The organism is Colwellia meonggei (genome assembly GCF_057537295.1).
This window is the reverse complement of the sequence record NZ_BAAJLZ010000002.1, coordinates 105,530-124,719: the sequence shown is the minus strand read 5'-3', so window position 1 is coordinate 124,719 and position 19,190 is coordinate 105,530. Positions and strand designations below refer to the sequence as shown.

General features: G+C 39.0%; 19 protein-coding genes and 1 tRNA gene. 12 read left to right on the top strand and 8 right to left on the bottom strand.

Annotated features, from left to right (window positions below):
* Positions 1 to 32: 32 nt before the first annotated feature.
* The 3 genes from AC27E9_RS06740 to prfC form a co-directional block, all read right to left on the bottom strand.
* Positions 33 to 1,148 carry an HDOD domain-containing protein gene (locus tag AC27E9_RS06740; protein WP_487128531.1) on the bottom strand — a complete coding sequence of 372 codons (1,116 nt, stop codon included), beginning with the start codon at positions 1,146 to 1,148 and terminating at the stop codon, positions 33 to 35.
* Positions 1,149 to 1,182: 34 nt separating this feature from the next.
* Complete coding sequence (gene argS / locus AC27E9_RS06735) at positions 1,183 to 2,922, bottom strand: arginine--tRNA ligase (RefSeq protein ID WP_487128529.1); 1,740 nt, start codon at positions 2,920 to 2,922, stop codon at positions 1,183 to 1,185.
* Between the two features lie 132 nt (positions 2,923 to 3,054).
* Positions 3,055 to 4,635: a peptide chain release factor 3 gene (gene prfC / locus AC27E9_RS06730; RefSeq protein ID WP_487128527.1), complete on the bottom strand. Its 1,581-nt coding sequence runs from the start codon at positions 4,633 to 4,635 to the stop codon at positions 3,055 to 3,057.
* A 251-nt stretch (positions 4,636 to 4,886) separates the two neighbouring features.
* Here prfC and AC27E9_RS06725 point away from each other — a divergent pair, with 251 nt between their 5' ends.
* The 9 genes from AC27E9_RS06725 to AC27E9_RS06685 all read left to right on the top strand — a co-directional run bounded on the left by AC27E9_RS06725 (position 4,887) and on the right by AC27E9_RS06685 (position 12,490).
* Positions 4,887 to 5,273, top strand: a complete 387-nt coding sequence (locus tag AC27E9_RS06725; RefSeq protein WP_487128525.1) for a BlaI/MecI/CopY family transcriptional regulator — start codon at positions 4,887 to 4,889, stop codon at positions 5,271 to 5,273.
* Entirely contained in the window at positions 5,266 to 6,558 is a 1,293-nt protein-coding gene (locus tag AC27E9_RS06720) for a M56 family metallopeptidase (RefSeq protein WP_487128523.1), read from the top strand. Before AC27E9_RS06725 ends, AC27E9_RS06720 begins: the two co-directional genes overlap by 8 nt.
* Before the next feature lie 327 nt (positions 6,559 to 6,885).
* Positions 6,886 to 7,389 (top strand): ferredoxin-type protein NapF, encoded by a 504-nt coding sequence (napF, locus tag AC27E9_RS06715; RefSeq protein ID WP_487128521.1) that lies wholly within the window; start codon positions 6,886 to 6,888, stop codon positions 7,387 to 7,389.
* Positions 7,382 to 7,519 (top strand): TIGR02808 family protein, encoded by a 138-nt coding sequence (locus tag AC27E9_RS06710; RefSeq protein ID WP_487128519.1) that lies wholly within the window; start codon positions 7,382 to 7,384, stop codon positions 7,517 to 7,519. The genes napF and AC27E9_RS06710 overlap by 8 nt, the downstream gene beginning before the upstream one ends.
* Positions 7,520 to 7,578: 59 nt before the next feature.
* Complete coding sequence (locus AC27E9_RS06705; RefSeq protein ID WP_487079771.1) at positions 7,579 to 7,881, top strand: chaperone NapD; 303 nt, start codon at positions 7,579 to 7,581, stop codon at positions 7,879 to 7,881.
* Positions 7,878 to 10,367: a nitrate reductase catalytic subunit NapA gene (gene napA / locus AC27E9_RS06700; protein ID WP_487128517.1), complete on the top strand. Its 2,490-nt coding sequence runs from the start codon at positions 7,878 to 7,880 to the stop codon at positions 10,365 to 10,367. Before AC27E9_RS06705 ends, napA begins: the two co-directional genes overlap by 4 nt.
* A 55-nt stretch (positions 10,368 to 10,422) precedes the next feature.
* On the top strand, positions 10,423 to 10,893 hold the full coding sequence (locus AC27E9_RS06695) for a nitrate reductase cytochrome c-type subunit (protein ID WP_487128515.1): 471 nt from the start codon (positions 10,423 to 10,425) through the stop codon (positions 10,891 to 10,893).
* A 26-nt stretch (positions 10,894 to 10,919) separates the two neighbouring features.
* Complete coding sequence (locus AC27E9_RS06690; RefSeq protein WP_487128513.1) at positions 10,920 to 11,495, top strand: NapC/NirT family cytochrome c; 576 nt, start codon at positions 10,920 to 10,922, stop codon at positions 11,493 to 11,495.
* A gap of 134 nt (positions 11,496 to 11,629) precedes the next feature.
* Positions 11,630 to 12,490 carry a hypothetical protein gene (locus AC27E9_RS06685; RefSeq protein WP_487128511.1) on the top strand — a complete coding sequence of 287 codons (861 nt, stop codon included), beginning with the start codon at positions 11,630 to 11,632 and terminating at the stop codon, positions 12,488 to 12,490.
* A gap of 35 nt (positions 12,491 to 12,525) precedes the next feature.
* Here AC27E9_RS06685 and AC27E9_RS06680 read toward each other — a convergent pair whose 3' ends face one another.
* From AC27E9_RS06680 to aceK, 5 genes are all read right to left on the bottom strand, one after another.
* Positions 12,526 to 12,798, bottom strand: a complete 273-nt coding sequence (locus AC27E9_RS06680) for a hypothetical protein (protein WP_487128509.1) — start codon at positions 12,796 to 12,798, stop codon at positions 12,526 to 12,528.
* A 117-nt stretch (positions 12,799 to 12,915) separates the two neighbouring features.
* Positions 12,916 to 13,377, bottom strand: coding sequence for a ribosomal protein S18-alanine N-acetyltransferase (gene rimI / locus AC27E9_RS06675; protein ID WP_487128507.1), 462 nt, complete (start codon positions 13,375 to 13,377; stop codon positions 12,916 to 12,918).
* Positions 13,374 to 13,784: a hypothetical protein gene (locus tag AC27E9_RS06670; protein ID WP_487128505.1), complete on the bottom strand. Its 411-nt coding sequence runs from the start codon at positions 13,782 to 13,784 to the stop codon at positions 13,374 to 13,376. The genes rimI and AC27E9_RS06670 overlap by 4 nt, the downstream gene beginning before the upstream one ends.
* 106 nt (positions 13,785 to 13,890) lie before the next feature.
* Positions 13,891 to 13,967: transfer RNA gene (locus tag AC27E9_RS06665), tRNA-Trp, on the bottom strand.
* Between the two features lie 117 nt (positions 13,968 to 14,084).
* Positions 14,085 to 15,821: a bifunctional isocitrate dehydrogenase kinase/phosphatase gene (gene aceK, locus AC27E9_RS06660; RefSeq protein WP_487128503.1), complete on the bottom strand. Its 1,737-nt coding sequence runs from the start codon at positions 15,819 to 15,821 to the stop codon at positions 14,085 to 14,087.
* Between the two features lie 358 nt (positions 15,822 to 16,179).
* Here aceK and AC27E9_RS06655 point away from each other — a divergent pair, with 358 nt between their 5' ends.
* The 3 genes from AC27E9_RS06655 (at position 16,180) to tgt (ending at position 19,186) form a co-directional block, all read left to right on the top strand.
* Positions 16,180 to 16,704 (top strand): type II secretion system protein, encoded by a 525-nt coding sequence (locus tag AC27E9_RS06655; protein WP_487128501.1) that lies wholly within the window; start codon positions 16,180 to 16,182, stop codon positions 16,702 to 16,704.
* A 173-nt stretch (positions 16,705 to 16,877) separates the two neighbouring features.
* A complete protein-coding gene (gene queA / locus AC27E9_RS06650) occupies positions 16,878 to 17,918 on the top strand; it encodes a tRNA preQ1(34) S-adenosylmethionine ribosyltransferase-isomerase QueA (RefSeq protein WP_487128499.1) in 1,041 nt (346 codons plus the stop codon).
* A 125-nt stretch (positions 17,919 to 18,043) separates the two neighbouring features.
* Entirely contained in the window at positions 18,044 to 19,186 is a 1,143-nt protein-coding gene (tgt, locus tag AC27E9_RS06645) for a tRNA guanosine(34) transglycosylase Tgt (protein ID WP_487129175.1), read from the top strand.
* Positions 19,187 to 19,190: the final 4 nt, after the last annotated feature.

Genomic DNA, 19,190 nt, shown 5'->3' with positions numbered 1-19,190 from the left:
ATTAGCGGTTACCTTATCAGTGCAAAACCCTGTTAAATAAGCTTAGCAGCTCTTTGGGTTAGAGCATCTAACACACCAGCAAGTTTATAGTGTGCGATAAACTCAGGATCTGGCGTTTGTTTATGAATAAGAATATTTGCTAAGTAAACGGCTTGCGCAATACCAAAGTTCTTTTGCTTTAATTTATCAGCTCTGTGGTGGAGTATAGTGGCTTCAATTATCTGATAAGAAAAGCCCCAAGTATGCAATAAGTAGCCACCAACGTGACAATGGTCAATAGCAAAAATTTTATTTTCTAGTGCCATATTGTTGCCATCTTTAATACGATGTTTAAAGAACAATGCCGTAGATTTTTCATTAACTTCAAACAGTACGACTTTTCCTAAATCATGTAAAAGCCCGGCGATCATAGCATCCTGTTTTAGCTCTGCTTTAACCATAGAGGCTGCTAGCTTCGCAGTGGCTAGACTGTGTAATTGTTCATCTAGAATTGAAAAGTCTTTGATTTTAGGATTGTAGGAAAATAGTTCAGCGGTCATAACAATGCAGCAAAGTGTATCTAAGCCCATTTTTGTTATCGCATCGCTAATGCTCATCATTGGCTTGCCCGTCGTCGCAAAAGTATTATTAGAAAATTGCAGTACTTTTGCGGTTAAAGCGGGGTCTTGTTGTATTATTTGGGCTATTTTACTTGAGTCAGTATTTGCCTCTTTTAATACCGCGTTTAGCTGCATATAAACTTTAGGTGGACTAGGCAAGGTTTTAATATTTGCGACGGTTTTAACGATAATATCTTTGGTGATTGCTTGGTTATTACCAGCCAGTTTGCTTATGGTATTAATAATAACTTTACTTTCAATGGGTAAGGCAAAGCAATAATGGGCAATGCCTTGCGAAGCTTTATCGTCAGCATCAATTAATATACGAACAATTTTTGGAAACTTTTTCGCCACCATTTCCAATACCGAGCGACCATCACTATCGTCAATTTGTGCAGCACAAACCACAATATTAAATTGATGCTGTGATAATGCCGACACCGCTGCATGTAAACCCGTAACGTGGGCGAATTTTGCTCGAGACTTAAGGAGTTCCTGCTTAAGGTCGAGCAATTGATTCTCTATATTATCAATTAGTAAAATTTTCATTTACAACACATGGTTCCTGAGTGTTTGTTTTTGATTACATACGTTCCATAACGTCAATGCCTAAAATATCTAAGCCTTGCTTTAAAGTATTTGCGATGACCTGACAAAGTGCTAAACGAGATTGCTTGACATTGTCGCTAATATCGTCTTTTAAAATTGGGCAGGCTTCATAAAAACTCATATACAAACTAGCTAACTCATATAAATAGTTACATAACAGGTTTGGTGTGCACTCGCTGATAACAGCGTCTAGCACGTTCTCTAGTTGTAATAGCTTTAATGCTAAGGCTTTTTCTTGCGGTTCAATAATGGTAATAGCTTGCTCAGCGTCAGCCTTGTTATAATTTGCTTTGCTAAAAATACTTTGAATACGAGAGTAGGCATATTGTAGGTAAGGCGCTGTAGCACCTTCAAAACTAAGCATGGTTTTCCAGTTGAAAATGTAGTCACTGGTGCGGTTCTTTGATAAATCAGCGAATTTAACTGCGCCAATACCAACTTTCACCGCTATTTCATTAAGTTTTTCTTCTGAATAATCAGGATTTTTCTCTGCAATAACACCTTTAGCACGAGCAACAGCTTCGTCAAGTAATTCAGCAAGCTTGATAGTGCCGCCAGTACGCGTTTTAAATGGCTTACCATCGTCACCCATCATCATGCCAAAGGGACAATGATCATAACCAACATGCTCTGGTAAGAAGCCTGCTTTTCGAGCCACAATTTCTACTTGTTTAAAGTGTAATGCCTGGCGAGCATCGGTAAAAATAATAATACGGTCAGCATTAAGTTCGCCACTACGGTAACGACAAGCTGATAAATCAGTGGTTGCATATAAGTAACCACCACCTGACTTTTGCACGATGAACACTGATGGATCGCCATCTTTATTGGCCATCTCATTAATGAAAACGACTTTTGCCCCTTGATCTTCTGCAGCAATGTCTTTTGCCATAAGCTCGTCAATAACATTTGATAAGTCATCGTTATAAGCGCTTTCACCCATAATGTCATTGCGAGTTAAAGTAACATTGAGTTTTTGGTAAATGTCTTCACTGTGGGCAATTGAAATATCAATAAACTGCTGCCAAAGCGTAGCACAACTCTTTTCGCCACTTTGTAATTTAACTACGTAGTCACGGGCACGGTCTGCAAAACCTTCTTCGTCGTCAAAGCGAACTTTGGCTTCACGGTAAAAGTTTTCTAAATCAGCAAGTGCGGTTTCAGCTACTTCGTTTGCCGCCAATTTGTCGCTTAGATGCGCCAATAACATACCAAATTGTGTGCCCCAATCGCCCATGTGGTTCTGGCGGATAACATGCTCACCACGAAACTCTAATGCACGAACAACCGCGTCACCAATAATGGTTGAACGTAAGTGGCCAACATGCATTTCTTTGGCTAGGTTTGGTGCTGAGTAGTCAACCACAACATTTTGTGGCTTTTCTGATTGGCAAATACCTAGTTTTTTATCATTAGCTACTTGGTTTAATTGCGTTGCTAACCAATTTTTATCTAAATGAATATTAATAAAACCAGGGCCAGCCAACTCTACTTTTTCGGCAATACCTGATAAATCAAGAGCATCAACAACTTTTGTCGCTAACTCTCTTGGATTTGTTTTTAGTTTTTTAGCTGCACCCATAACACCGTTTGCTTGATAGTCACCAAAGTTTGCTCGGTTTGATAGACTGATCGCTGGGTTTGTTCCTTCCGGTAAACCTGCTGCTGTCATAGCTGCACTAACTTTCTCACTTAGGATGTTACTAATATTCATGTAAATAAACTCTTTATTGGATTGCAAACTCAACACTGCTTTGGTTAGTGTTGAGTCGGTAAGCGTACGTTAAAATATTACGCTTATAAATAAGTTACGCGATAGATTTTCGCTTGTCACCTTTGACTAAAACTAATGTTCACGTGTTTTATGGAACACTATATCAGGGTGGCGTTCTTGCGCTAGGCTCAGGTTGACCATAGTTGGTGCTATGTAAGTTAAATTATCACCACCATCTAATGCCAAATTATCGTAAGCTTTCTTTTGGAATTGCTCTAATGTCCTTTCATCATCACAAGTACACCAGCGCGCCGTAGCAACACTAATTGGCTCGTATATAGCATCAACATTGTATTCAGTTTTTAAGCGCTGAACTACAACTTCAAATTGCAGTACACCAACTGCTCCTACGATCATATCGTTAGAGTTAAACGGTCTAAATACTTGTACAGCACCTTCTTCAGAAAGCTGAATAAGACCTTTTTGAAGCTGTTTAGCTTTAAGTGGATCTCGAAGGCGAATACGACGGAACATTTCAGGTGCGAAATTAGGTATACCACTGAACTTCATATTTTCACCAGCGGTAAAAGTATCACCTATTTGAATACTACCGTGGTTATGTAAGCCGATAATATCACCAGCATAAGCTTGTTCAACATTGGAACGGTCACCGGCCATAAAAGTGACTGCGTCAGCGATTTTAACGTCTTTACCGATACGCACTTGCTTCATTTTCATACCTTTCTCATATTTGCCTGAACAAATACGCATAAAGGCGATACGGTCACGGTGCTTCGGATCCATATTGGCCTGTATTTTAAATACAAAGCCAGAGAACTTTTCTTCTTCAGCGTTTACTGTGCGAGTATCAGTTAAACGAGGTAAGGGCTTCGGCGCCCACTTTGTTAAGCCGTCAAGCATATGGTCAACACCAAAGTTGCCCAATGCAGTACCAAAAAATACCGGCGTTAATTCACCATTTAAAAATTCTTCATGATTAAACTCATGTGAAGCACCGACAACAAGTTCTAATTCTTCGCGCAAGTCTTCAGCATAGTTACCAATTTCGGCATCTAATTCTGGATTGTCTAGGCCTTTAATTATACGCTTTTCTTGAATGGTGTGACCTTGACCTGATTGATATAAATACACTTCGTCCGTTAAAATGTTATAAACACCTTTGAACTCCTTACCCATGCCTATTGGCCAAGTAATCGGTGCACATTTAATTTTTAGTACTTCCTCAACCTCGTCCATAACTTCCATTGGATCACGAACGTCACGGTCCATTTTATTCATGAAAGTAATAATTGGCGTATCGCGTAAACGAGTAACTTCCATTAATTTTATGGTACGTGCTTCAACACCTTTTGCTACGTCAATTACCATCAAACATGAATCAACGGCAGTCAGTGTACGGTAAGTATCTTCTGAGAAGTCTTCGTGACCTGGAGTATCAAGTAAGTTGACTAAGCAATCAGCGTACGGGAACTGCATTACCGAGGTGGTGATTGAAATACCACGGTCTTTTTCCATTTCCATCCAGTCAGATTTTGCATGTTGGCCTGATTTTTTGCCTTTTACCGTACCTGCTTTTTGTAAAGCTTGACCGAAAAGCAATACCTTTTCAGTGATCGTCGTTTTACCCGCATCAGGGTGACTAATAATTGCGAAGGTGCGACGTAAATCGACTTCCTGCTGTTGTACAGACATGCAAATTACCTGTTATTAAGTGGATGAAATAAATTTAGCGTAAATTTTAAAGCGCAACATTATAGCTAAAACCAAGGAGAAGGGCAGTAACTATATGCCGAGAAATCGGTATTATTTTTGATTTATTTTCTCTATCTGAGAAATTAACCGCAAAAAACTTGACTTTACTGATTACGCTTGTAATCCTTATGTAGTTGATTACAGCTGTAATCAAAATAAATTATACCTGATTAATGTGTGGAGCTAGGTCAATGGAACAGCAAATGGCTGATATCAGTAAAGCTGAATTTGAAGTACTAGAGGTGTTGTGGCAACAGTACCCTGCCGCGGCGAGCGATATAGTTGAGCGACTTAATAAGAAAAAAACTTGGCATGAGAAAACCGTAAAAACCTTGCTAAATCGGCTGGTAAAAAAACAAGCGGTTGGTTTTATTAAAGAGCAGCGTCGTTATTTATATTCCCCTTTATTTGAGCGAGAACACTACACGCAAGCAGCAAGCAAAAGCTTAGTTGAACGATTGTTTAGTGGTCAATTGTCGCCACTGGTTGCAGGGTTTGCAAAAAATAAGAAGTTAGAGCGAGATGATGTAGAGGCGCTAAAGTCACTTATTGATCAATGGGAAAGTGAGCATGATTGAATCATTACTTAATGTTTTAATTAATACAATAATACCTCTTACATTGGTGTTGAGTTTAGTTCTCTTATTGCGGCCGTTATTGTTAAAGTTTTTCGGTGCCAACAGCACTTATTTTACTTGGTTTATCGTGCCATTGGCATTGATAGGTTATCACTTAGCACCTTTGTTGTTTAACTCGGAGCATCAATTCGTCGCAAATAATAATATCGAGCGTGTATTAGTTACCTCTAAACAAGCATTATCGCAAATTAATGACTTCGATTGGCTCGCTATTATTAGTGCTTTTGTTTCATGCTTTTTGCTGATTATTGCAATCATTGAGCATTGGCAATTTAAGCGCGCCTTATTACCCGCAGCACATAATATCTCTACTCGTATAGAGCAAAATTTACAGTCAACAATTGCTAAACGCCGTTTAACGCTTTTCGTCAGCGATAGCATTGAAAGCCCGATGATCATAGGTTTATTGACACCTAAATTAGTACTGCCGAGTCGTTTTCTAGAAATATATAATCAAGAACAACAGCAACTTATTGTTGCTCACGAAATCTGTCATTTTGATCGCAATGACATTTATTGGAATCTTCTGGCATTTCTTTTAATTGCCTTGTTTTGGTTCCACCCGTTGGCATGGCTAGCCTATATCAGATTTCGCCGTGACCAAGAATTGTCCTGTGATCAAACTACGCTGGCGCGCAAGCCGTTAGATAGCAGGATTAACTATAGTCGAGCATTGCTAATTACCGCACAACAAAAGCAAAGATTCGCTTTTGCTCACTTATCGTTTAATGAATATGGAGATAAAACCGTGATGTTAGAAAGAATAACGCAAATTAGAAACTTTAAGGTAATGGGGAAGCCTGCATTAACAATTTATGGCGCTATATTGACTGCCTTGATGACCAGTATAAGTTATGCCGGTCATGTTGGGTTGCAAGGGCAAACTGGCGACCAAGTAGGGCAAAAACAAGCCGTTAATGATGTTTATCCAATTGTTCGCATTGAGCCTAAATACCCAATTCAAGCAGCGCGAGACGGCGTTGAAGGTGCGGTGTTACTTAAATTTGATGTTGATGGTGAAGGTGCAACTAGAAACATTCGTGTTGTTGCCGCACAACCTGAAAAGGTTTTTGATGATGTGGCTATAACGGCTCTGTCAAAATGGAAATATGGTTCAAAAACGCATGCCACCAAAGAAGGCTTAGTTGTTCAACTTGATTTTCGTATGGACAAAAACTCCAATGACCCTATTCACCTTGTTGAGAGGATTGAAGTTTCTAAATAAAAAATAGGGTAAGATCTTAAAAAAAGACCACTTAGTTGGTCTTTTTTTCGTTTTAGGCTAAATAAATATAAACGACAATTTATGATAAAAAAATTAAACAAAAGTTATTAAAAAACAACGGATAGTCTATGCTTTAATTTAATTGATTTTTGTATTTTGAATGTTAACCTTAAAATTTATAAGGTTTTATTAGTGTAGTGCTCGAATTGTTTGATTTATATCAAACTCTTTACTTAGCTGTTGTTGTATTGTCGGCGCATGATATTTCGGTAATGACAGTTTTATGAGGAATAATGTTGTTGCATCTATTTGTTGTATTGGGTTTTTATGGTTGATTTAACACGTCGTAACTTCTTGCGAGCAAAAAAAGTTTCTACGCCGGCGGCGGTTAGATTGCCTTGGACAGCTGATGAAACTTTGTTTACACGAGGTTGTACCCAATGTGGCGAGTGTTTAAGCGCGTGTGAAGAAAATATTATTGTCAAAGGTGACGGTGGCTTTCCAGAAATAAATTTCGATAAAGGGGAGTGCACATTTTGCCAACAATGCGTTATTGCCTGTGATGAGCCGTTATTTAACACTTTTGATAGTAAACCTTGGCAACTTAATATTGAAATTAGCTCTGATTGTTTGGCAACTAAGCAAGTTCATTGTCAAATTTGCCAAGATAGCTGTGAGCCCGAAGCGATTGTTTTTAAATACCTTCAGGGGTCAGTACCTCAACCCAATATTGTATTAAGTGATTGTAGTAGCTGTGGGGCCTGTGTGTCAGTTTGTCCTGAATCAGCAATTAAGTTATCAACATCCTTGTTAGGAGCAGAACATGAGTGAATTAGAGCAATTAATATGGAATGTATTGGGGTACTCCTCAATGCCATTTATTTTTTTGTTTGGCTTCATCGCTACCGCGATTGTAGCCGTTTTCATTTTAAAAATATTTGGTGCTAAGCCAATCAAATAAGTTAGTTTGAATTTCGTTGAGTTAAACGAGTAAGCGAACGTAATAAGAGGGCAATAAATGTGATCAACCTTTTAGAAGAAAGCCCCGTAAATATAGCTGGAGTTATGTTTATGGCTCACCCAAAAAATGCAGAAAAAGTGGCGGAAAACTTGGCTGAGTTTCCCGGCGCAGAAGTACATGCCAAAGGAGAAAATGGCAGTTTGGTGGTTACGGTCGAAGGACTCGAAGGCGAAGAAAATCAAGCAAAACGTATTATTGAAACAATTACCGATATGGGCAATGTTAGCGGTGTTATTTCATCATCATTAATATTTCATCACAATGACGCTGGCTTACCTCAGCATCAGGGGAAAAAACTATGACTTTAACAAGACGTGACTTTATTAAAGCAAACGCGGTTGCGGCTACCGCTGTTGCAGCAGGGGTGGCGGTTCCAAGCGCAGCTTCGAATTTGATCACTAAATCATCAGAAAGCACCATTAAATGGGATAAGGCTCCTTGTCGTTTTTGTGGTACTGGTTGTAGCGTATTAGTCGGCACACAGCATGGTAAAGTTGTAGCAACACAAGGTGACCCTGAAGCAGAAGTGAACAAAGGCTTAAACTGTATTAAAGGTTATTTCTTATCAAAAATTATGTACGGTAAGGATCGCTTAACTCAACCATTATTACGAATGACTGATGGTAAATTCGATAAAGAAGGCGAGTTTGCACCGGTAAGTTGGGACAAAGCATTCGACGTAATGGCTGATAAATTTAAAGCTGCAATTAAGAAAAAAGGCCCAACGTCGGTAGGTATGTTTGGCTCTGGTCAATGGACAGTTTGGGAAGGTTACGCTGCGTCTAAATTGATGAAAGCCGGCTTTTTAAGTAACAATATTGACCCGAATGCTCGTCACTGTATGGCATCTGCTGTTGGTGGTTTTATGCGTACCTTTGGTATCGACGAGCCTATGGGGTGTTATGATGATTTAGAACACGCAGATGCATTTGTGCTTTGGGGTTCTAACATGGCAGAAATGCACCCTATTTTATGGTCACGATTAACTGATCGTCGTTTAAGTGCCCCGCATGTTAAAGTTAATGTGTTATCAACCTACAAGCATCGTAGCTTTGAGCTTGCTGATAACGGCATGATTTTCACGCCACAAACGGATTTAGCTATTTTAAACTTCATTGCTAACTACATTATTCAAAATAATGCAGTGAATGAAGACTTCATGAAAAAGCACGTTAATGTTCGCGAAGGTGTAACTGATATCGGTTACGGTTTGCGTCCAACGCATCCGTTGGAACAAGCTGCTAAAAACCCAGGCAAGGGTGGTTCGAAGCCAATGAGCTTTGAAGACTATGCTAAGTTTGTTAGTACTTATACAGTTGAGTATGCATCAAAACTTTCCGGTGTTCCTGAAGCAAACCTAATTGAAATGGCTAAGTTATACGCTGATCCAAAAGTGAAAGTAACATCTTTCTGGACGATGGGTTTCAACCAACATACCCGTGGTGTATGGGCTAATAACCTAATGTACAACGTGCATTTATTAACCGGTAAAATTTCTGAGCCGGGTAATAGCCCATTCTCATTAACGGGTCAACCATCAGCTTGTGGTACCGCGCGTGAAGTAGGTACATTCTCACACCGTTTACCGGCTGATTTAGTCGTTAAAAACCCGAAACACAGAGCAACAGCTGAAAAAATTTGGAAATTACCTGAAGGGACTATTCCACCAAAACCAGGTTATCACGCAGTATTACAAAACCGCATGTTAAAAGACGGCAAACTCAATGCTTATTGGGTTATGTGCAATAACAACATGCAAGCGGCTGCAAATATTAATGAAGAGGCTATTCCAGGTTATCGTAATCCTGAGAACTTTATTGTCGTTTCTGACCCCTATCCAACAGTTACTGCACAAGCGGCAGATTTAATTCTTCCAACCGCAATGTGGGTCGAAAAAGAAGGAGCATACGGTAACGCTGAACGTCGTACACAATTCTGGCATCAACAAGTGAATGCACCAGGCGAAGCACGTTCAGATTTATGGCAGTTAGTTGAATTCTCAAAACGCTTTAAAGTAGAAGAAGTATGGCCAGAAGAACTGATTGCTAAGCAACCAGATCTGCGCGGTAAAACACTGTTTGATGTTTTGTATGCTAATGGCAATGTCAACAAGTTCCCAATGTCGGAATCAAAAGGTGATACTAACTTTGAAGGCGATCATTTTGGTTTCTATATCCAAAAAGGTTTATTCGAAGAGTACGCTGAGTTTGGTCGTGGTCATGGTCATGATTTAGCTGACTTCGACCGTTACCATCAAGAGCGTGGTTTACGTTGGCCTGTGGTTGACGGTAAAGAAACTAAATGGCGCTTTAGAGAAGGTCATGATCCGTATGTTGCTAAAGGTAGCGAAGTACAGTTTTATGGTAAGAAAGACAATAAAGCGATTATTTTCGCATTGCCTTATGAGCCAGCAGCAGAGTCGCCAGATGAAGAGTACAACTTATGGTTAAGTACAGGTCGAGTATTAGAGCATTGGCATTCAGGCTCTATGACTGCTCGAGTACCTGAACTTCATAAGGCATTTCCAGATGCTGTAATATTTATGCACCCAGATGATGCACGTTCACGTGGCTTACGTCGTGGTGACAAAGTATTAATGGCCTCTCGTCGAGGTGAAGTGGAATCACGCGTTGAAACTCGCGGCCGTAACCGTCCACCAAAAGGCTTAGTATTTATGCCTTGGTTTGACGCTAAACAGCTAGTGAATAAATTAACGCTAGATGCAACTGATCCATTGTCAAAAGAAACCGACTACAAAAAATGTGCGGTTAAAGTGACTAAAGCCTAATCTTGACGAATTTACGCATCGGTGATGGATATTATCGATGCGGTGGAGAGAAAAAATGAAATTATTATCTTTACTAGTTGTTGTGGCTACTCTTTCTATTAACCCAATAGCGAAAGCCGAAGAAGCAGCTGTTACTAATGTAAACCCTGGTGGATTAACGACAATTCGTGGCGCAGCCCCTCTTGAAGAAACACGCGAAGCAGAAAGATTAAAGCGTGTTATTAAAGACAAAAATCCGATTGCTCGTAACTATGTTCACCAACCACCTGTTGTTCCACACCAAACTCGTGGATACCGTGTCGATTTGAATAGTAATAAATGTTTAACTTGTCACAGCTGGAAACATGCTGCTGAAACTGGCGCAACAAAAATTAGTTTAACGCACTTTGAAACTCGCGATGGTAAAACCTTGTCGGATGTTTCACCGCGTCGCTATTTTTGTTCACAATGTCACGTAACACAAGCTGATGCTGCTCCTTTGGTTGAAAATACCTTTGAGCCGGTTGAATCATTAGGTAATGAATAAGCCGTTACAACGCAAAGGGGTTTAAAATGTTAAAGAATATGTGGACGTTTTTAAAATCGCCAAGTAGTGCAGCTATGTGGTTTATTCTTGCCATTGGTTTTGCTGGCGGAATTATCTTCTGGGGTGGCTTTAATACGGCGTTGGAAGTAACCAATACCGAAGAGTTTTGTATTAGCTGTCATGAAATGCAAGATAATGTTTACGAAGAGTATCGAGAAACGATTCATTATGCTAACCGTTCTGGCGTACGTGCAACGTGTCCTGATTGTCATGTTCCGAAAAAATGGACCGACAAAATTGTACGTAAAATTGCCGCTAGTAAAGAGGTTTGGGGTAAGCTTACCGGCTTAATTGACACACGTGAAGAGTTTGTTGATCACCGTCGTGCGATGGCTGAGCGAGAGTGGAAACGTATGAAAGATAACGACTCGTTAGAGTGTCGTAACTGCCATAACTTTGAATATATGGACTTTTCAGAGCAAGGTAATCGCAGCGTTAAAATGCACTCTGATGCACTAGCGTCTGGTGAAAAAACGTGTATTGATTGTCATAAAGGTATCGCACATGAGTTACCTGACATGAAAGGAGTTGAAAACTGGTAATTGCTAGTTTAAGTTAAGCACATAGAAAAAGCCGAGCAATAGCTCGGCTTTTTATTGTTTTCTAAAAGCGGCATCATAGAAATACTTAACCTTAATACGCAAGGCTATCGTTATTTAGCCATGGAGTGAATATATTGTTAAACCCCGAGTATGAAAAATATACCTTAGCAGAGTTGCATGATGTACTTAGGGTGATTGATGCAGAGCGAAATCCTGAAAATTATCACAAGTTGATTAGGGAAATAGCACGTAAAGAAAAGCTTGAAAAAGAAAGATTGAAACAAGAAATTTGCCGTGAAAGCTTAAATAAAGAGCAGCGGAATAAAGTTGATAAGCAAGCAATAACAAGTTACTGGGATCCTGTATCAGCAAGGCGTGAACAGCAGCAAGTTATCACTTGGCTGGGCTTTATTAAACTTGGCATTATTCTCGCGGTATTTTGTGCACCGGTTTATTTCAATTCATTTTTACTATCGCCAAATTATGGTGAAGTTGTTAGCAATTTCTCTTGGTTAGTATCTATTTTCGCAGCCGTGGCTTATGGCTTTTCAAAATTTAAATACCGCCGTGAGAAAATGAATTGTCAGAGCTCCTTAGAAAAAGAGCGGCTTGAGCAGAATAAAGATGTTAAAGCCGAAATCCAAAAGGCGAATAGCAATGAGCCTTGGCTTATTGTTTTGGTTGCAATAATTATTCTAGTTACTACTTTTTTTATTAGCTCAAAGAGTTTGCCTGTACTTGCACATATCTATGTTGTTGAAAATTTTAAAGCAACAAAAATTGTGACTGTGAATCGTAAAGCTCATCGATTTAGAAAAAAGCACTGTAATGGTAAAGTTTATTTAAATGAATATCGCGACATGCAGTTAGATTATATTTGTGGTGTATTGGCGAAGAAAACTTGGACGGAACTTGAATCTGATGACAGTCTTAAGCTTTACGGTAGTCAATCAAGTATAGGGTTTCTTGTCCAGAAAGCGGCAAGGGGGAAGTGATTTCTTATTGAAACTATATAGATGAGGCGTAGAGGTTAATTAAATAAATTACCGATAAAAATACTTTCATCATCATTTAATAGTTGTCTATGATGACGAGATTGATGCTGTGTATTTTGTCCACTATATCTATTAACCAGCATTTCTAAAACCTGACTTTGTTTTAAGCCCGTTAATGCCGCTAGTTGATTAAGGGCATTATCCATTACTTGTTCAACGGCTTCTTCCGTAGCTACATTATCATTTTGTCTTGTATTGGCAAATTGACGTGAAACCCTTGAGCGGGTATTAGCTTGCATACTATGCATTTAAATTAATGACTTTTTAGATGATGAAAGCAGTTTAATTATTTTGGCATCAAGGAGATAGAAGCGCTGCGTAAAAAAATGTAGTTAAGTGTTATTGTGGTTAAAGTTATAAGTTTGTTATAACTTTTTTGACATAACAATCGCGTCTTCATAGCCAAACCCTGAATTGCTTGGGTAGTAACCAGTTCTGCGAGAAATTTCTGTAAATCCTTGGTTAATATAAAGCATTTGTGCGCTAATGTTTTTAGCTCGCACCTCAAGAAAGATAGTTTCAGTTGCTAGCTGCTGACATTGCTTAAAAAACTGTAGTAACAAGACTTTGCCATAGCCTTTTCCTTGATATTGTGGCGCGACACAAATGTCCATCAAGGTTGACTCTCCTGCTACATGTTCGCCTACATAAAAACCAACCACAACATTATCTACGGTTAAGTACTCACCAAAATAACGTCCACCTATACAGCTATTAAAGGTTTTTTCACTCCATGGATGAATATGACAGGCTTGTTCTATTATCATTAATGTTTGGGTGTTCTCAGGCGTAATAGTGCTAAATGTGTGAGCTAAGGTTTGTGTCATGATTTACTTATAGTTTGTAGTGATTGCCAGAGTAATTTTTTTAAAGGTATAGATTGTGCCAAAACTGACATTTCGGGTGTAATTAGGCAATTATGCTTAAATTCAATTTTTTCTTGTCTGCTAAATTGCCAATTAATTATGCCAAGATCAATTTTGTTGTCACGCAATGAAACATCGGCACTACTTACACCTAGACATTGCATAATATCAGTAAATAGCTGCTCAGTTGGCAAATCACTAATATTAATGGCTAAGTTAGATACTTCTTGCTTATGTTCGCTATTTGGGTGTTGTGACGAAGTTAACACTGTCTCTGATGAGTTACCGTGTGTCGTTAACTCTCGGCGTTTCCAGACAGTTATATCCATTGCTGTTAACAAGCCAAATTGTCGCTTTGTAATACTCATAGTTTTTTAGGCACGTTGAAAATCACAGACATCATGACAGAGTTTCCATTTCGGAAAAACAAGAAAGCTAAATTAATTTGAAAAAGATAAATATAAGAAAGGAAAATGGCAGGGGTGGAGAGATTCGAACTCCCAACCGTCGGTTTTGGAGACCGCTGTTCTACCAATTGGAACTACACCCCTGCAACGGATTCGAATTATACTGATGCTTTACCAAAGGTAAAGGGCAAATTAAAAAAAAATGACTGTTCGCCTAAATAACCAGCAAATTAGTTGCTTTTAGAGCATTTTTATTCTTTTTTATGATTGAGCCGAGGCAAAATAGCAAAACCTTGATTTCTCAGGGTAAGGATAAACATCGGCAAATACACCTTGAGCAACTTTTTCTTGACATGATTGCCAATACTTTGCCTCTAATAAGTTAGCATGGTGCTTTAAAAATGCTTCTCGGTAGCGTTTATTTGCTAAAGCGAAAGTGGCAATCTCTTCTGGAAAAACATCACCAGGGTCGACCGAGTACCATGGCTCAGATGCATAAATTTGTTCTTCAGTCATAGGCTCAGGTTTAACACGAAAGTTAACTTCATTCATGTAAGTAATTTCATCGTAATCGTAAAAAATGACTCGACCATGACGGGTAACACCGAAGTTTTTCAATAGCATATCGCCGGGAAAGATATCAGCCGCAATCAGTTGTTTAATCGCTTTGCCATATCCATACATGGCATTGTCAACCTCATCGTCGCTGGCTTTGGCAAGATATAAGTTTAGCGGCGTCATTTTACGTTCAATATACATATGCTTGATGATCACTAAACCATTTTCAAAGCGTAATAATGATGGGGCAACAGTATTAAGCTCGGTAAGTAGTTCCTCTGAAAATCGATCTTTGGGAAAGGCAACTTCTGAATATTCCATAGTATCAGCCATTCGACCAACGCGATCATGTAATTTTACCAAACGGTATTTTCCTTTTACATCTGCTCGGGTCATGTTTTTGCTTGGCGAAAACTTATCTTTAATGATTTTAAATACATAAGGGTAGGAGGGTAAGGTAAATACCGACATCACCATACCTTTGATGCCAGGTGCGAGATCCAGCTTGTCATCACTGCTATCTAAGTGATTTAAGAAATCACGGTAAAATTGTGTTTTTCCCTGTTTATGAAAACCAATAGCTGAATATAGGTCGGCTTGAGTTTTATGAGGAATTAAACGGTTTAAAAATTCAATCAAGGCATGGGGGTGCTGACAATCAACAAAAAAATAGGCGCGGGCAAAACCAAACACTACCGCCATGTGTTCACCTTCTGTGATCAAGGCGTCGATGAATAATCCGTCTTTTTCATTATTCAGCAGTGAAATAATAAAGGGTGTTTCACCGGCAGGAGAAATTACTCTACCGATAATATAAGCACCTTTATTGCGATAAAAAACGGAATCTAAAATATCAAATTGTAAGTCAGATAATTGAAAACGGGTTTTGTGTGCATGTTGTCGAAACTTCGAAATAATAGTATTAACGTCTTTTTTCAGGTGGGCATAAGGCACGGAAAAATTCTGCTTTTTCATAATGAGACTTATGGTTTGAAAAAGACCTGCTTCAGCAGGGTGGTAGCTGGTAAATATTTTCGGTGTTGGTAATGAATCTAATCGTGTGGCTGTTGATTGTACGAATATGTATGCGTTGTGGTAGTACTTGCGCTCAAACAAATGACAAAACACTGAATTGTAAAAGCTTTCGGCTAACTCTGGTTGCGGATGTTGACTTAACAACTCTATATAGCAATTTTTTACATATTGCCAAAGTTCATCATCAAGCTCAGTGATAAAAAAATCTTGCTTAATGGTATCTAAGGTTTCTTCAACACGCCGTTCATAAAAGTCAGTGCGAGCCTTCGCTGCTTCTTGCACTTGTGACCATTGATATTGTTCAAAGCGTTGTTTTGCTGTCTGGGTTATTTCGCTATATAGGTAAATGTGGCGTTCGAATCCGTTAATGATGGTTTTAGCTATAGCGAAAGCAAGATTTTTCATGGGCTTACCTATCAGGAAAATATGGATTCAGCATACGATAAAATGATAGTTTTTGGGGATTGTTTTTAAATTATAGTCACTATTAATTACCGTGATAACACTTAGATATTATGCTCCATTTTTGTATTCTCCTATTGCGTTTATGAGCAAAGTTAATATTGGGTAAGTGCTGGGAAACCTGCTATGTAACTGAGTTGGCAACCTTGTGTTAATTAAGTGTATTAAATTGTCACCGTGCCGCAATAAAGCTATTAAGTACAATTTTATGCGCTAAAATTATGCGCAAATACTTAATGTCGCTGTAATGAGACTTATGTTTCATTACAGCGAGTCGTCGTAAGTTAAGGTAAATTTTAATATGTATGAAAGTAAGGGCTTTACTCTAATAGAACTTGTCGTTGTTATTATTATATTGGGTATTCTTGCTGCAGTGGCAGTTCCTCGTTTTGTTAACCTGCAATCAGAAGCAAAAACATCTGCGTTGCAGGGCTTAAAAGGGGCATTAGCGTCAGCACTAAGTACAAGCCATGCAAAGTTAGTGGTTAAAGATGCTGATAAGCAGCTATTGAATTCTAGAACAACGCCTAAGGCAGAAGAGGTTATTGAAGGTTGCACAAGTTGCTCATTTGGCTTTGGCTACCCAGCGCCTGATAGTAGAACATTATCCACATTAGTAAATGGCATTAGTCTAGAGTTTGAGGATGACTTTGTTGTTACAGCTGCCACTGCATTAGGTAGTGATAGCTATCATGCTGAGATTACCTTTTTAGACAATATTGATACTGCAAATAAAAAGTTATTAACTGACGCTTGCTATGTTAGATATACAATGAGCTTAGTTGGCTTAACTGAACCAACAATTGAATTGGTGGCTTGCGAGTAACCATTTATATTTATTACTACCCAGCACAGTGTTTCTTAAAAACTCAATATAATCTTTAACTAAGATTATATTGAGTTTTTTATTGGTTAGTTTAGACGCTATTTCTCTTGCTATTCAACGCGTGCGACACTAAAATTACGCGTTTTTTCACCTTTTAAACTAGTTACTTTATCATGCGCGTTGCCGATTTTTCATTTGATTTACCCGAAGAGCTTATTGCTCGTTACCCTAAAACTGACCGTTCTGCTAGTCGTTTGATGACGTTAAATGGTGAAAGTGGCAAAATCGCAGATGAAACTTTTACTGACTTAATTGCCCATATTGCCCCTGGGGATTTGCTTGTTTTTAACAATACCCGTGTTATTCCTGCTCGCATGTTTGGTCAAAAGGCCAGCGGTGGTAAGTTAGAAGTATTGGTAGAAAGGTTATTAGATGAGCATAGAGTGCTTGCGCATATTCGTTGCAGTAAATCACCTAAACCGGGCACTGAGATACTATTAGAAGGTAAAGTTAAGGCGACTATGGTTGCAAGGCATGATGCTTTATTTGAACTTGAGTTTCATGGTGAACAGTCAGTATTAAGTATTTTAGAAGATATTGGTCATATGCCATTACCGCCATATATTGACCGCCCAGACGAAGAAAGCGATAAAGAGCGTTACCAAACAGTTTATAATGAAAAGCCAGGTGCTGTTGCTGCACCAACTGCAGGCTTACATTTTGATGATGAATTAATGGCGCAGCTCAAGGATAAAGGCGTTGAGTTTGCCTTTGTTACTTTGCATGTAGGTGCTGGTACATTCCAGCCAGTAAAAGTTGATGAAATCGCTGATCATATTATGCATGCCGAATATGTTGAAGTACCCGCACACGTTGTTGAGCAAATTAATCAAACAAAAGCTAATGGTGGTAAAGTTATCGCGGTTGGTACCACCTCAGTGCGTTCTTTAGAAAGCGCAGCAAAAATGGCTAAAGAGCAAGGCAAAGCATTCGGTGAGTTTTATGGTGATACTGATATCTTCATCACTCCAGGTTATGACTTTCAGGTTGTTGACGCACTTGTGACCAATTTCCATTTATCAGAGTCAACGCTTTTGATGTTAGTGAGTGCATTTTCTGGTTATGAGAATATTATGGCAGCATATCAACATGCAGTATCAGAACAATATCGCTTCTTTAGCTATGGCGATGCTATGTTTTTAACGAAAAAATAAGCGCTGAAATTTAATATTAATATATTGTAATTAGCTAGCCAAACTAGCTAGTAAAAAATAACCGCTAGCCTGTTTCGCTAGTAGGTGAAGGAAGTAAAATGACAGATAAAACAGAAAAGAAAGCTATGCAGTATGAACTGCTAAAAACTGACGGAAAAGCAAGACGCGGCCGTTTAACTTTTGCTCGCGGTACAGTAGAAACTCCGGCTTTTATGCCTGTAGGTACATACGGTACGGTAAAAGGTATGAAAACTGAAGAAGTTGCAGATACCGGAGCAGAAATCCTGTTAGGCAACACCTTTCATCTAATGTTGCGACCAGGCACTGAAATTATTGAACAGCACGGTGATTTACACGACTTTATCAATTGGGATAAGCCAATTCTTACCGACTCTGGCGGCTTTCAAGTATTTAGTTTAGGTAAAATGCGTAAAATCACTGAAGAGGGGGTTAAGTTTAGCTCACCTGTAAACGGTGAAAAAATTATGCTAACACCAGAGCGCTCAATGGAAGTTCAGCGCAGTTTAGGTTCTGACGTTGTTATGATCTTTGACGAATGTACACCATACCCAGCCAGTCACGAAGAATCAAAAGTATCAATGGAGCTTTCTTTACGTTGGGCACAACGTTCTAAAGATGCCCACCAAGGTAATCCAAACGCTTTATTCGGTATAGTGCAAGGTGGCATGTACGAAGACTTACGCGAAGTTTCTGTTAATGGTTTAACCAGTATTGATTTTGACGGCTACGCCATCGGTGGTTTATCAGTTGGTGAACCAAAAGAAGACATGATCCGCATATTAGATCACACCACCCCCTTGATTCCAGAAAATAAACCCCGATATCTTATGGGAGTAGGCAAGCCGGAAGATTTAGTTGAAGGTGTACGTCGCGGTATCGACATGTTTGATTGCGTAATGCCGACGCGTAATGCTCGTAACGGACATTTATTTGTTACTAATGGCGTTATTAAAATCAGAAATGCGCGTCATAAAACAGATACAGGGCCTTTAGATCCAGAGTGTGATTGTTACACCTGTAAAAATTACTCACGTGCTTATTTACATCATTTAGATAAATGTAATGAGATTTTAGGTTCGCAATTGAATACCATGCATAACTTACGTTTTTACCAACGTGTAATGCAAGGATTGCGTGATGCCATAGAGCAAGGCAAACTAGATGAGTTTGTCACTGAATTTTATGCGTTACGTGATTTACCTGTGCCGCCATTAGCGGGTTCATCTACAGGCAATGAAACAGATTAAAACC

Excerpts from the sequence above, each read along its gene's own strand:
- AC27E9_RS06740 (WP_487128531.1), bottom strand. The coding sequence starts at position 1,148 with ATGAAAATTTTACTAATTGATAATATAGAGAATCAATTGCTCGACCTT.
- argS (WP_487128529.1), bottom strand. The coding sequence starts at position 2,922 with ATGAATATTAGTAACATCCTAAGTGAGAAAGTTAGTGCAGCTATGACA.
- prfC (WP_487128527.1), bottom strand. The coding sequence starts at position 4,635 with ATGTCTGTACAACAGCAGGAAGTCGATTTACGTCGCACCTTCGCAATT.
- AC27E9_RS06725 (WP_487128525.1), top strand. The coding sequence starts at position 4,887 with ATGGAACAGCAAATGGCTGATATCAGTAAAGCTGAATTTGAAGTACTA.
- AC27E9_RS06720 (WP_487128523.1), top strand. The coding sequence starts at position 5,266 with ATGATTGAATCATTACTTAATGTTTTAATTAATACAATAATACCTCTT.
- napF (WP_487128521.1), top strand. The coding sequence starts at position 6,886 with ATGGTTGATTTAACACGTCGTAACTTCTTGCGAGCAAAAAAAGTTTCT.
- AC27E9_RS06710 (WP_487128519.1), top strand. The coding sequence starts at position 7,382 with ATGAGTGAATTAGAGCAATTAATATGGAATGTATTGGGGTACTCCTCA.
- napA (WP_487128517.1), top strand. The coding sequence starts at position 7,878 with ATGACTTTAACAAGACGTGACTTTATTAAAGCAAACGCGGTTGCGGCT.
- AC27E9_RS06695 (WP_487128515.1), top strand. The coding sequence starts at position 10,423 with ATGAAATTATTATCTTTACTAGTTGTTGTGGCTACTCTTTCTATTAAC.
- AC27E9_RS06690 (WP_487128513.1), top strand. The coding sequence starts at position 10,920 with ATGTTAAAGAATATGTGGACGTTTTTAAAATCGCCAAGTAGTGCAGCT.
- AC27E9_RS06680 (WP_487128509.1), bottom strand. The coding sequence starts at position 12,798 with ATGCATAGTATGCAAGCTAATACCCGCTCAAGGGTTTCACGTCAATTT.
- rimI (WP_487128507.1), bottom strand. The coding sequence starts at position 13,377 with ATGACACAAACCTTAGCTCACACATTTAGCACTATTACGCCTGAGAAC.
- AC27E9_RS06670 (WP_487128505.1), bottom strand. The coding sequence starts at position 13,784 with ATGAGTATTACAAAGCGACAATTTGGCTTGTTAACAGCAATGGATATA.
- aceK (WP_487128503.1), bottom strand. The coding sequence starts at position 15,821 with ATGAAAAATCTTGCTTTCGCTATAGCTAAAACCATCATTAACGGATTC.
- AC27E9_RS06655 (WP_487128501.1), top strand. The coding sequence starts at position 16,180 with ATGTATGAAAGTAAGGGCTTTACTCTAATAGAACTTGTCGTTGTTATT.
- queA (WP_487128499.1), top strand. The coding sequence starts at position 16,878 with ATGCGCGTTGCCGATTTTTCATTTGATTTACCCGAAGAGCTTATTGCT.
- tgt (WP_487129175.1), top strand. The coding sequence starts at position 18,044 with ATGCAGTATGAACTGCTAAAAACTGACGGAAAAGCAAGACGCGGCCGT.